General features: G+C 58.4%; 12 protein-coding genes. All 12 read right to left on the bottom strand.

Annotation, left to right across the window (positions count from 1 at the left end; genetic code table 11):
• Positions 1-41: 41 nt before the first annotated feature.
• Complete coding sequence (locus tag THPRO_RS05295) at positions 42-1424, bottom strand: phosphohexomutase domain-containing protein (protein ID WP_065089317.1); 1383 nt, start codon at positions 1422-1424, stop codon at positions 42-44.
• A gap of 256 nt (positions 1425-1680) precedes the next feature.
• Positions 1681-2430, bottom strand: coding sequence for an ABC transporter ATP-binding protein (locus THPRO_RS05300; RefSeq protein WP_052064280.1), 750 nt, complete (start codon positions 2428-2430; stop codon positions 1681-1683).
• Positions 2427-3236: an ABC transporter permease gene (locus THPRO_RS05305; protein ID WP_052064279.1), complete on the bottom strand. Its 810-nt coding sequence runs from the start codon at positions 3234-3236 to the stop codon at positions 2427-2429. Before THPRO_RS05305 ends, THPRO_RS05300 begins: the two co-directional genes overlap by 4 nt.
• 933 nt (positions 3237-4169) lie before the next feature.
• Positions 4170-5261 carry a glycosyltransferase family 4 protein gene (locus THPRO_RS16225; RefSeq protein ID WP_145930702.1) on the bottom strand — a complete coding sequence of 364 codons (1092 nt, stop codon included), beginning with the start codon at positions 5259-5261 and terminating at the stop codon, positions 4170-4172.
• A gap of 1 nt (position 5262) precedes the next feature.
• A complete protein-coding gene (locus THPRO_RS16230; RefSeq protein ID WP_145930703.1) occupies positions 5263-6183 on the bottom strand; it encodes a class I SAM-dependent methyltransferase in 921 nt (306 codons plus the stop codon).
• Positions 6184-6297: 114 nt separating this feature from the next.
• Positions 6298-7794 carry a flippase gene (locus THPRO_RS05315; protein WP_082954458.1) on the bottom strand — a complete coding sequence of 499 codons (1497 nt, stop codon included), beginning with the start codon at positions 7792-7794 and terminating at the stop codon, positions 6298-6300.
• Positions 7795-7938: 144 nt separating this feature from the next.
• The gene (gene rfbB, locus THPRO_RS05320) at positions 7939-9027 is read right to left on the bottom strand and encodes a dTDP-glucose 4,6-dehydratase (RefSeq protein WP_038089366.1); all 1089 of its coding nucleotides are present in this window, start codon (positions 9025-9027) and stop codon (positions 7939-7941) included.
• Positions 9024-9917 (bottom strand): dTDP-4-dehydrorhamnose reductase, encoded by an 894-nt coding sequence (gene rfbD, locus THPRO_RS05325; protein WP_145930704.1) that lies wholly within the window; start codon positions 9915-9917, stop codon positions 9024-9026. The genes rfbB and rfbD overlap by 4 nt, the downstream gene beginning before the upstream one ends.
• Positions 9914-10462 (bottom strand): dTDP-4-dehydrorhamnose 3,5-epimerase, encoded by a 549-nt coding sequence (rfbC, locus tag THPRO_RS05330; protein ID WP_038089361.1) that lies wholly within the window; start codon positions 10460-10462, stop codon positions 9914-9916. The genes rfbD and rfbC overlap by 4 nt, the downstream gene beginning before the upstream one ends.
• Positions 10462-11331: a glucose-1-phosphate thymidylyltransferase RfbA gene (gene rfbA / locus THPRO_RS05335; RefSeq protein ID WP_038089358.1), complete on the bottom strand. Its 870-nt coding sequence runs from the start codon at positions 11329-11331 to the stop codon at positions 10462-10464. The genes rfbC and rfbA overlap by 1 nt, the downstream gene beginning before the upstream one ends.
• Positions 11332-11405: 74 nt before the next feature.
• On the bottom strand, positions 11406-11891 hold the full coding sequence (ssb, locus tag THPRO_RS05340) for a single-stranded DNA-binding protein (RefSeq protein ID WP_065089319.1): 486 nt from the start codon (positions 11889-11891) through the stop codon (positions 11406-11408).
• Positions 11892-11957: 66 nt separating this feature from the next.
• Positions 11958-13352, bottom strand: coding sequence for an MFS transporter (locus tag THPRO_RS05345; protein ID WP_065089320.1), 1395 nt, complete (start codon positions 13350-13352; stop codon positions 11958-11960).
• Positions 13353-13441: the final 89 nt, after the last annotated feature.

The raw sequence follows: 13441 nt of genomic DNA on the forward strand, positions 1-13441 counted from the left end.
TTCCGTTGCGAACTCAACCGGATCCAGCGATGGACGGCACATCACGCCCCCTGAATCACGGCTTCGATTTCATCCACCAGATGAGGGACGGGAAAGGCATTGTTTCTGACTTCGACATTCAGCCTGAGCAATGGCTCTGTATTGGACCCACGCAGATTGAAACGCCAGTCCGGGAACTCCACGCTGACACCATCCGTCCGGTCTACGGTTGGATTCTGAGGCAAGAAGCGGGCCAGCACCCGCTCGATCGTGCCCGGCACGTCCTCGACCCGACAGTTGATCTCGCCGCTGCATGGATAGGCAGCCATGCGCTCGTCGACCAGATCCGCCAAGGTCTTGCCGCTCGCGCTCATCAACTCGCCGATCAGCAGCCAAGGGATCATGCCAGAATCGCAGTAGGCGAATTCCCGGAAATAGTGGTGTGCGCTCATCTCGCCGCCGTAGACGGCGTCTTCCTCGCGCATGCGCTGTTTGATGAAGGCATGGCCGGTCTTGGACTGGACCGGGATACCACCCGCCTCCCGCACCTGTTCGATGGTGTTCCAGGTCAGACGGGGGTCATGGATGATCTTCGCCCCCGGATGCTTGGCCAGCAGCGTCTCGGCCAGCAGTCCCACCAGGTAGTAGCCTTCTATGAAACGGCCCTTGGCGTCGAACAGGAAGCAGCGGTCGAAGTCGCCGTCCCAGGCAATGCCCAGATCGGCGCCATGCTCAGCCACAGCCTTTGATGTGGCCGAACGCATTTCCGGCAATAACGGATTCGGCACACCATTGGGGAAATTGCCATCCGGCTGTTCATGGACGTAATGCACCTTGAAGGGCAAGTACTTTTCCAAGCGTCGCATGACCGGACCGGCACCGCCGTTGCCGGGGTCGGCCACGATGGTCAACGGTTTGAGGCGGGAGACATCAACGTAACCCAGCAGGTGTTCGATATAAGCGGTCTTGTCGTGATCCTCGATCACATTGCCCCGGCGATCCGCCGGCTGATACTCGCCGGAGATCACGCGATCGCGAACGGCAAAAAGACCGGTATCGCCGCTGACGGGCCGTGCGCCCTCGCGCACGAGCTTCATGCCGTTGTAGCCCTTGGGGTTGTGGCTCGCGGTGATCATGATGCCGCCACCCACGCCATCTGTCTCACGGTGGAACGTCTGGAAATAGACTTCTTCCGTGCCGCACAAGCCAATGTCAATCACGTCCGCGCCGGCATCGCACAGCCCACGAATCAGGGCTTCAGAAAGCATGGGGCTTTCCAGGCGCACGTCATGGCCAACCACGACTTTCGCAGCGCCGATTTCATCGACAAAGGCGCGGCCAATCGCATAAGTCACATCGGCATCCAACATTTCCGGGACTTGGCCACGGATGTCATAGGCCTTGAAGCAGGCCCTGACCTTCGCGGTAATTGCCGACTGGCTCATGATTCTTTCCCCGCATCGCCACTTTGCCTATCGAGCATCACCGGGTGGATGACCGCCAAGGTAGCTGAACCATGCATCTCCCGAGCACACCGAAAAGCCTTGCTGACCGGCACCACCTCGTCGGGAACGAAATGAATAGGCTTAAGTATCCCTTGCGTAAAACTGGGTGGAGATGCGCTCCTGCTCCTCCGCTCATAATGACGAAATGTGATATCGGTCACCACCGACCCCGTGAATTCGCTACCCAGAGCGCGTCTCATGCCCTTACTGCGGCCCCCACGGAGGGTTGCTCCAGCTCGGCTGTACTACCCTGTCTCACGATGCGTCCGTGCTCCAGCCGAACGTAGCGGTCGCAGAATTGCGCGACCTGGCTCTCCGCATGTGATACGAACAACAATGTCATCCCATTCTTGCGCATGGTCTCGATGCGATCGAGACACTTGAGCTGAAAGTCTGCGTCGCCCACAGACAAAATCTCGTCAGCCAACAAGATTTCGGGGTCCAGATGCACCGCGACGGAAAACCCAAGCCGCGCATACATACCGGAGGAATAGTTCTTCACAGGCTCGTAGATAAACTCTCCGAGCTCTGAGAAGTCCAGAATCGAGCTAAACAACGCCCGAGTCTCCCGGTTTTTCAGGCCGAACAGGCTGGCGTTCAGATAGATATTCTCTTCCCCCGTCAGCTCGGGGTTGAAACCCACGCCCAAGGCAATCATCGGCACGAGGCGGCCGCGGGTCACGACGCGACCAGTGGTCGGAGGCACAATACCGGCAATCAAGGTCAGCAGGGTGCTCTTGCCGGAACCGTTGTGCCCCATGAGACCCAGCGCCTCGCCGCGTTCTACGCTGAAAGAAACATTATCCAAAGCACGGAAACGATGAGGTTGCGGCCGCCAGCGTTTGTCGAACAGACCGACGACCCGCTTCTTGAGAGAGTCCTGTGCATTATGATGGAGCACGAAGTCCTTCGTGACCTGCTCGACGATGATGACGGGCTCGCTCATAGGCGTTCGATCAATTTTGCACCGCGACGATAGAAGAGCCAGAGGCCCACGCCCAAAGAAAGGGCCGCCCAGGCTGAAAAAGCGGCACTGATCTGCCATGATGGCAGCTGCCCTGCCCAAAAAATATCCTGAAAGATATGTGTGAACTCCGTTAGCGGATTCACCAGAAAGAGATCGCGGATGCGGGCTGGCACCATGCTCAGCGGATAGATGATGGGGGTCGTCCAGAAAAACAGCTGCACAAAGACTTCGACCAGATGCTTGAGATCCCGAAAATCCACATAGAGCACGCATAGGATCAACATGAGACCGAATGCGAATCCCAGGAACAGCAACAGATAGAACGGATAGACCAGAAGCGCCCAGTGCAGCTTACCGCCTAATGGCCCGTAAAGCATCAGGAACACCACCAGCGCCATGAACCAGAGCACGGAATTGACCAACAGGTTCGAAAGCGGCACCAGCAAACGCGGGAAGTAGATCTTCTTGAGCAGATCGGCATTGCCCACCAGTTGTTCCGGCGCCTGGGTGACCAAGGTCGAAAACAACGTCCAATGCACGATGCCTGTCACCATATAAAGCGCATGGTTCGGCTGCGAAGAGCGAAACACATAGGTGAAGACGAAGAGGTACATCAAGGTAATCATCAGCGGATTCATGAGCGACCAGGCAAAGCCCAGCACGGCCCCTTGGTAACGCACCTTGATCTCCTTTGAGACCAAATTGCGCACCAAATCGCGATAAGACCACCAGCGCCAGAAAGGCCCGAGGAGGGTCCGCGCACGTATGTTCACAACATCAGTCATACTGGCATGCTTTATCGAGAGGCCTAGAAGTAGTACGCCCGTAACCGCACCCCGCGGGGCAGAGGAGCAAGGATCCCCCCACAGGAAACAAGCGTGAATGCTACCGGATCAAGCCCATCTCAGCCAGCCTAACACGCGGCGAGATGCGGATATCGGTCTAGGGCCTGCTCACACCATGCGCTGGGGCGCTGTTGTGACTGAGCGCAAGGAGCGCAGTTTGGTGAACTCGAATCGGTCACGAGCAACGCCGAGCAGGTTTTTTCAGCCGCAACCCGCAGGGCCCCGCCGCCTTCCACATCTCGCGGTGTTGCGGCAGCTCATGTGGCAGGCCACTCCGCGCCCGCGGCGCCTGGCGAGCCACGCAAAGTGGCTCCGGCTGCGCCTCACCGCATAGTGCGAACAAGCCCTAGTAGCGCCAGCGGCACCGAATCATCGTCACGATCCATTCACACGGTTTGACAATGCCATCGGGTGGCGGATGTAGCCCAACGCCATGGCGCTCATGCGCCTCTCCCAGCGCACGGTGATCTGTCAACGCTCTTTATCGTCCGCGCCATCTCGCGGCGAGCCGGCGGGCTCACCATTTTTTCTCAGCACAGCCTTGGCGACTTCGCTCTCCAGCAGCCCCTCCGCCAGCAGATTTGTCAGCCCGTTCTCAGCACACCGGGCCTTGGGGCGCGTGCATCAGCGGTTTCCATGCCGCAAACCCGGCGCCAGAGTAAGATGATTGCCTCATAGAAGCCGGGCCGGCAGTTTAGCTCCTTGATTGACGCCTCCTCACGCCTGTCTTCAAAAACATCAATAATCCGATCTTCGCAGCAAAGACACTCGCACCCAATCTCCGCACCATTTTTGGATTGACCATCAAATTATCGCGCCAACCAATCTCGGGAAGTAATGACGACAACACTCGAACATCAACCACCCAAAACATCATATCGATTTATGATTCGATATCAAATCATTTAATTGTATTAATGATTTTCTCCAGCTGAACTCGCGGATACACTCCACACCGGCCTGAGAAATTTTAAATCTACGCTGAGCATCTCTTAGCAGATCGACTACATTAGACGCCAACGCATCAATATCAGCCGGCGGACTCAGCAGTGCATTCACATTATCTTTGGCATAGGCTCTAACACCAACATTATCAGTAGATACCAACGCTGCCCCGCACGACATAGCTTCGGCACCTGGCAAGCCCCAGCCCTCGTAATGCGATGGCATTAGAAAAATCATGCTGGCGTTATAGAGATCACAAAGCTCGCTATCGCGTGGGCGCTCATGGTATTCAACCCAATCAGGCATGAAGTTCGGTTTTTTAGGGCCAAAAGACCAAATATCAAGATCATGACCGCAAACTTCCCGCACCCTCGACAACGCCTTTATGGCGTCAGCCGTACCCTTAAATGTCTCACGCCGGGTTGGAAACCCTATTTTTCGCCTTCCAATAGAATCAACGGATTGCTTTATATTATAAATATTGAAATCGATCCCATTTGGTATATAGGCATCGTAATCGGCACCGCACTGCCTCAATAATGCAGCACCCGCAGGCGAAGTGATTATATTAACGAATCCAGCACGATACGTGTCGCACATGCGTTTTTTTACTTCGCTGCGAGCAACCATGTAATGCTCATAGTCATGTATCAGATAGTATTTCTTGCCCGGGAGGCTGCCGTACGTTGCGATCCATTCTGCGGTCTGCCATGCCGTCGCCACGATCACATCCGACGGCGGAATCCGCTTTTCCTCCAATGAGAAAACCCACGAACACCTCACTCTATTGTCTAGAGCAAACCACCCGACTGGACAGTAACTTTTATCAAAGAACCTCTGCAAAAATCTAACAATCTTGATTGATAGAAAAAAAATATTATTTTTCTTATACAAGACAGCCGGGTGAATAATCGTTACTTCATGACCACATGAAACCAAGCCATTCGCATACTCATACACCACCTTAAACCCACCAACAGGGTTATTTCCAGAACCCGGCAGAACAAACGTTATCTTCACCTCAACCCTCGCCTTTTGGCTCGAACAACAAATTCAAGTATGGATAAAAATACTGCTTTTTCACACCTTTATTGATCAGCCAATCGCGAGGTATTGGGACACCAACACGGATTGATTTACCCCTCACATGAAAATTCTTAAAGACGCCATTTATAGGCGGCACGAGCGACAAAGACGGAAAAACATTTTCATCTGATATAAAACTTATTTCAAAACCACCAGCATCAAAATGTCTTTCTATGTTTGACAATGACCTATAGTAAACATCCCATGAGCCATTATCTGATATGAGGTACTGGTGCCGCTTGCCACGCAACTTCAAATAACCCAACGCCAACCATCTTGGCATCCACGGCAAGAACGCCAAACCAGTATGGTCGTCTCTTAGTTGAATTTTATTAGGAACAAGCACAAATAACACATGCCTGCACACCCTTTTAAGTTCGGGCATCAGCACACCAAGAACCCGATCACTCAAATGCTCAAGAACCACAAACATTGTCACAACATCGAAACTTTTATCTTCAAATGGCAGGCCATCACCATCGCCTTCAATAAATTTTATTTCATCGACATTATTCTCACGAGCCAAAATCCTGGCGAACCCAAGGTGCTCGCGATGAAGATCAACACCATATGCATCATACCCAAGCAAGTTCAGAATAACGGTCAATTCCCCCGTCCCACAGCCAAAATCCAGTATTTTAAGGTCCTTACCTAGAGCATATTTGCATCTAATTTCGGTCATCAGTGATTCAAGCCAGGACGCATAGCCCGATCCAACCGGATTTGTTTTCTCGCTATAGTCCTTCATTTTTGCTTCATAGATATGAGTACCTAAAAACGGCCTCATATACCGAGAGATGGCAGACATGAATTCGTCTGCCTTAATATCAGCATCTCTCAAGTCCACGTTACTCACCTTCACTTCCCCGAAAAGACAACCCGCACGGAATAACCATGGATCGACTTCAATAAATCACCACAAGTCGACCGGGACTGCTCCACCGAAAACTCATGCATTAATAATGCATGGCTAGCCACCAACCCCCCTCTTGATTTTGGCAACACGTCCAACGATTCCCAGCTTCATTTCATCCGTCAGGCAAAGCCATGCGGTAACGCATGACAAAACAACACATATAATGCTCCATAGCATCCGTTCCATGAACGGCAACGACAATCCGCCCACCCAGACAGCCAGCGCTACAGCCACCATATTCCATCGACTAGCTCGCCAATACACCCCGTGCGTGCCTGTCATTAAAAAACAGAATAACGCATCCGCGGCACTTCGCATTATCCATGCGACAGCCGCGCCAATCACCCCCCACAGCCCCACCATTACCCACAAAACCACCAGAAAAGGCAGAAGCTCCACGAGGTAAAATTTAGACATCAAATCAGGTCTATTCTTGGCGGGCATGTATATGTTCGGCACATAGGCAGGACCATTAAGCCACACACTAAGCAATATGATAATTGCCACAGGCACAGTTTTTATGGCCATATCTGCCCCTAGCCAAAAATCAAAAAATGGCCGCATACCCAATAGTCCGAGCACAACCAATGGCGTTAATAGCGCCGTTAGGCCGATAACTCCCTGATGCAGCAGTTTCCTGCTTTCTTCATCATCAAGTTGTGAAAATCGCGGGAATAACGTCGTAGCCAAGCTAAGTGGTAGATATGCAACTCGTTGCGTTAATGAGAAAGGAATTGTATAGACCGTGACTGCACCAGCCCCAATACGTGCACCAATAACCATGCGATCGACAATTGTTAGCAGCGGTATCAAGACACTTGAAAGACTTATCCAGCTCCCAAAGCGCAATAACGGCCCCACCTCGCGGCGATCGATTCTTGGCAATCCCACGAATGGTAGTTCACGACTGACTGACCAATATAAATACGCCACACCAACCAAACGACCAAGCAGTGCCGATGCCACTAAGGCTGGGATGGTGGCATATCCCATAGCAACACCAATCAACGGAAATACCTGCAAGGCAACCATCCCCATGGATTGCCCAATATTAAGCGAAATAAATGCATGTTTAGCCTGAAGCGCGCCACCCAAGATCGATAATGCCGAGACCAATGGCACACTCGCTGCCAACCAAGGGATGGCCGCAACCGCCTGTTCTTGATACTGAGCTGGAATACGAAACAGCCCGGAGAAGAAAAGATGCCCCAACACCAACAGGATAAAGCCACCTAAAACACCGATCACCAATCCAAAAACCGCAGCTGTCCAAAATGTGCGGTTGTTGGCCGCATCATCCTCCTGTCCTGCCACGCGTTGAGCAACGGCACGACCCAAACCGAAATCGAACGCGCCAAAATACCCCAGTATTGTAAAGGCCAACAACAGAATACCGTACTTCACTTCACCAACCCAGTGCAGATAAAGCGGAACTGTTGCCAAGGAAACGACTGTGGGGACGAGCTGTCCGATCAAATTGATGGTGGTAGAGCGTAAAACACTAGGAGTATTCATATCGGAGGAAAAGATGCTTGATATAGGAAGCGCCATTCATTGGACTATTCTCGCAGTGCCGTGATCTCAACCAATGGGATGCCAAGCAGGCTGAATATCGACTCAAATGGCTCAGTCGCAGTGACAATCAAGATATCTAGGCGTTAATTCGCGTACTTAAATACCAGCCTCGCAAATATCTCACTCTGCTACCAGCGGGTTCCATGCGTACTGCCGCCCCACCCATTCGCGATACTCGCCGCTGAGGATGGGTTTCCACCAGTCTTGCCGTGCGAGGTACCACGTCACCGTGTCCCGCAGCCCGTCCTCGAAGCTGCGCGCCGGCGCGTAGCCCAGCGCTGCGCGCAGCTTGCGCTCGTCGATGGCATAGCGCCGGTCATGACCGGGGCGGTCCTTGACGAAGGTGATGGCGCGGGCGTGCGGCGCGCCGGCCGGGCGCAGCGCGTCCATGATCGCGCAGAGACTTTCCACCACCTGTAGATTGGCGCGCTCGGCGCCTCCGCCGATATTGTAGGTCTCGCCCGGCTGTCCACCCTGCAGGATCAGCTCGATCCCGCGGCAGTGGTCCTCCACGTGCAGCCAGTCGCGTACGTTGCTGCCGTCGCCGTAGATGGGCAGCGGCTTGCCGTCGAGCAGGTTGAGGATGCACAGCGGGATGAGCTTTTCCGGGAACTGGTACGGGCCGTAGTTGTTGGAGCAGTTGCTGATCGTGGTCTCGAGGCCGTAGGTGTGGTGGTAGGCGCGCACGAGGTGATCGGAAGCCGCCTTGCTGGCCGAGTACGGCGAGTTCGGCGCATAGGGCGTGGTCTCGGTGAAGGCGGGATCGTCCGCGTCGAGCGAACCGTAGACTTCGTCGGTGGAGACATGATGAAAGCGGTGCCGCGCGGGCGCAGCGCCGGCCAGCCACACGGCGCGCGCGGCCTTGAGCAGGCTGTGGGTACCGACGACATTGGTATTCACGAAGGCGTCGGGGCCTTCGATGGAGCGATCGACATGGCTCTCGGCGGCAAAATGCACCAGGGTGTCGATCGTCTCCTCGCGTAGCAGCGTTTCCACCAAGGCCTGATCGCGGATGTCGCCATGCACGAAACGGAACTCGGGACGCCCCTCGGCCGCGGCAAGGCTGGCGCGATTGCCCGCATAGGTCAGCGCATCGAGCACGACCACGCGCCCGCCGGGATGGCGCGACAGCCAATAATGGACGAAATTGGCGCCGATGAAGCCGGCGCCGCCGGTCACCAGCAGTCGTTCGGGCGTTGCGGTGCTCATGGCGCGAGCACCCGCGTCTCGGCTTCCATCCGCGCGAGGCATCGCAGCTCCGCCCCCAGCGCCTCGCGCCAGTGCGGCGCGGACTTGCCGAGCGCCGCCCAGGTGGTGCGTTTGTCGAGCACGCTGTATGCCGGGCGCCGCGCCGGGGTCGGATAGTCGGCGGTGGCGATGGGATCGACCTCGACGGCGCGCGCCAGCAGTCCCAGGGCCAGGCCTTCGTCGCGAATCGCCACCGCGAAGTCGTACCATGACGCCACGCCGGCATCGGTCCAGTGGTAGGTGCCGCCGAGCCCGGCGCCGATCATGGCCCAGATCGCGCCGGCCAGCCCCGGTGCTCGGGTCGGCGTGCCCACCTGATCGTCCACCACGCCGAGTCGCTCGCGTTCGCGCATCAGGCGCAGCATGGTGAGCATGAAATTGCTGCCCTGCGCCGCGTACACCCAGGCGGTGCGCACGACCAGCGCCTGCATCCCCAGACGTTCGCGCACGGCGTCCTCGCCCGCCAGCTTGCTCGCGCCGTAAATCCCGAGCGGAGCGGTCATGTCCTCCGGGCGGTACGGCCGGCTTCGCTGCCCATCGAATACGAAATCGGTCGACACCTGCACCAGACGCGCACCGCGATGACGGGCCGCATCGGCAAGCAGTCGCGGGCCCGCGGCATTTACCGCAAAGGCCTGCTCAGAGGCCTCCTCGGCGCGATCGACGGCGGTATAGGCCGCCGCGTTGACGATCCAGTCGGGCGCCAGCTCGCGCACCGCGCCGCGCACGGCCGCGGCATCGGTGATGTCCAGATCGGCGCGCGTCAGCGCGCTTGCGGTCACGCCTGTCGGCACGCTGGCGCGCAGCGCGCTGCCGAGCTGGCCGTCGGCGCCGGTGATCAACACCCTCACGGATACACCTCCGCCTCGCCCAGCCACGCACCTTCCGCATCCTTGGCGGACACCAGCGGCGCGGCATGCGTGGGTATCGGCCAGTCGATGGCCAGGGTCGGATCGTCCCAGCGGATGCAGCGCTCGTGTTCCGGGGCGTAGAAATCGGTGCATTTGTAGACGAAATCGGCCATTTCGCTGAGCACGTAAAAGCCATGGCCGAAACCGGGCGGCACCCACAGCATGCGCTGGTTTTCCTCGCTCAGCTCGACGCCGACCCATCGCCCGAAGCGCGGCGAGGCGCGGCGCAGGTCGACGGTCACGTCGAATACCCGGCCGGTCACCACCCGCACCAGCTTGCCCTGCGGGCGCGCCAGCTGGTAGTGCAGTCCGCGCAGGATACCCTGGCGCGAACGGCTGTGATTGTCCTGCACGAAGGCGGCGTCGATCCCGCCTTCGCGGAATTTGGCCGCGTGCCAGGTTTCGAGGAAGAAACCGCGCGCGTCGCCGAACACGTCCGGCTCGACTACCACCACCTCGGGCAGCACGGTGGGCACGAAACGCATCAGGCCGTCTCCACCAAACGCTGCAGATACGCGCCATAACCGTTCTTGCGCAAGGGCGCCGCCAGCCGCGCGAGCCGCTCCGTGTCGATGTAACCCAGGCGCCAGGCGATCTCCTCCGGGCAGGCGATCTTCAGCCCCTGGCGTTTTTCCACCACCTCGATGAAATTGGCCGCCTCCAGCAACGATTCGTGCGTCCCCGTGTCGAGCCACGCGGTGCCGCGGCCGAGCGGCGTCACGGTCAGCCGGTCGCGCGCAAGATAGGCGCGATTGACGTCGGTGATCTCCAGCTCGCCGCGCGCCGACGGGCGGATGGTCTTGGCGATCCCCACCACTTCCGCGTCGTAGAAATAAAGCCCGGTGACGGCATAGCGGGAACGCGGCTTCGCCGGCTTCTCCTCGATATCCAGCACACGCCCCTCGGCATCGAAGCTGACCACGCCATAGCGCTCGGGATCGTGCACGTGATAGGCGAACACATGCCCGCCCTGCTCCAGGCGCGCGGCATGCTGTAGCTGGCGGCCGAGACCGGGGCCGAAGAACAGGTTGTCGCCGAGCACCAGCGCCACCGGCGCCCCGGCGATGAAGGACTCGCCAATGAGGAAGGCCTGCGCAAGCCCGTCCGGAGAGGGCTGCTCGGCATAGCTCAGCGACAGCCCCCATTGCGCGCCGTCGCCGAGCAGCGCCTCGAAGCGCGGCAGGTCGGCAGGCGTGGAAATGATCAGGATCTCGCGAATCCCCGCCAGCATCAGCGTGGACAGGGGATAGTAGATCATCGGCTTGTCGTAGACCGGCAGCAGCTGCTTGCACACCGCGTGGGTCAGCGGGTAGAGCCGGGTACCGGAGCCGCCGGCCAGGATGATGCCTTTCATCGAATGACGTCCGTTGTCATCGTCTCAAGCACGGTTTTCCGATCGAATACGGCGTCACGTTCGTTTGGCGGACGCTAGAACGGGATGTCGTCGTCGAAATCGATCGGGGCTTCCTGGTGCGCGGGCGGTTGCTGCTGGGCGGGGGGGCGGGCGCCGCCGCTGCCCTGGCCGGCGGACGGGCGCGCCTGCTGGGCCGGAGCGTCGAAGCCGGCGCTGCCGCCGGTACGGCCGCCAAGCATCTGCATTTCGGAGGCGACGATTTCGGTGGTGTAGCGGTCCTGGCCGTCCTGACCCTGCCACTTGCGCGTGCGCAGGCTGCCTTCGACGTACACCTGAGAACCCTTGCGCAGGTATTCGCCGGCGATCTCGGCCAGCTTGTTGAAGAACACGACGCGGTGCCACTCGGTGCGTTCCTGGCGGTCGCCGCTGTTTTTGTCCTTCCAGCTCTCGCTGGTCGCGAGGGTGACGTTGGTCACCGCGCCGCCGCTGGGCATGTAGCGCACCTCGGGATCGCCCCCGAGGTTGCCGATCAAGATGACTTTGTTGACGCCTCTGGCCATGAGTCCCTGTCTCCCTGGTGCTCGCCCCCGACGGCCTGCCGGCGCGAGGGTCTCAAAGCCGGCATTCTACGTGCTTGCCGGTGAAAACTCACGCAGGCGGGACTCGTCCAGCGCGTTGCGGTCGACCTTGAGATAGGCCACGCCCTCCTCGGCCACGACCATGACCTCGGCCACGCCGGGCACGCGCGCCAGCGCTGCGGTGGTGCTGGCCTCCTCGCGCACGGCGGCATCCTCGAGCTGCAGCACGTAGCTGGACAGGTAGCGCGGGCTTTTCATGCTGCTGGCGAGCAGCAGCCAGACGCCGACGCCGAACGCACCGAGCAGGAACACGCCGTCGAAACCCCAGCGCCCGTAGACCGCGCCGCCGATGGCGCCGCCAGCGAAGATGCCAAGGAACTGCGAGGTCGAATAGACGCCCATGGCGGTGCCCTTGCGCGTCGAGGGCGCCATCTTGGCTACCAGCGAAGGCAGACTCGCCTCCAGCAGGTTGAAGGCGGTGAAGAAGATCAGCAGGGTGGCGATCATCTCGGCCAGCGAGCGATCGCTGAACAGATACAGGATCTCGGACAGGCCGAGCACGGCGATGGCGCCGAGGAACATGGATTTCATCTTGCGGCGTTTCTCCGCAATGATGATCAGCGGCACCATGAGCACGAAGGCGATCAGCATCACCGGCAGATACAGCTCCCAGCTGTCGCCGCGCGCGATGCCGGTGAGGCGGGTCAACACCAGCGGCAGGACCACGAAGTTGGCGGTCAGCACGAACTGCATCATGAAAATGCCGAGATCCAGCCGCAGCAGCTGGCCGTCGCGCAGCACCGCGCCGAAGGCGTCGGCGACGACTTCGGTGTCGCGGTGGAACTTGTGCGCGCGCGGCGTGGGCACGACCCACAGGGCGATCGCGATGGCGACCAGGCCAAGCGCGGCGGTGACCCAGAAGATGCCGTCGACGCCGATCCAGCGGTTGAGGATGGGGCCGGCCACCAGGGCGACACTGAAGGCGATGCCGATGCTCAAACCGATGGAGCCCATGATCTTGGTGCGGTGTTCGTCTCGGGTCAGATCGGCGGCCAGCGCCATGACCGTGGACGAGATCGCCCCCGCTCCCTGTAGCGCGCGGCCGAAGATCACGCCGTAGATCGTATGCGACATCGCGGCGATGACGCTGCCGATGATGAAAATGACCAGGCCGGCCAGAATTACCGGTTTGCGTCCGATGCGGTCGGACAGCATGCCGAAGGGGATCTGCAGGATGGCCTGGGTCAGGCCGTAGATGCCGATCGCGAGTCCGATCAGGAAGTCGGTATGGCCCTTGAGTTCGGCGCCGTAAAGGGTGAATACCGGCAGCACCATGAACAGCCCGAGCATACGGACGGAATAGATGCCGGCCAGCGACATGGCCGTGCGTTTTTCCTGGGGCGACATGTCTTCGTCGAATCCGGATGCCTTGCGCTGTCGCATCAATACGCTCCTGAGTTACGTCTAGTGTAGGTATGGGTTTGGCATGGCCCCTTCGGGTCCGGGGTTTTCGACCACGATATGCGGAAAAA

Source organism: Acidihalobacter prosperus (genome assembly GCF_000754095.2).
GTDB lineage: Bacteria > Pseudomonadota > Gammaproteobacteria > DSM-5130 > Acidihalobacteraceae > Acidihalobacter > Acidihalobacter prosperus.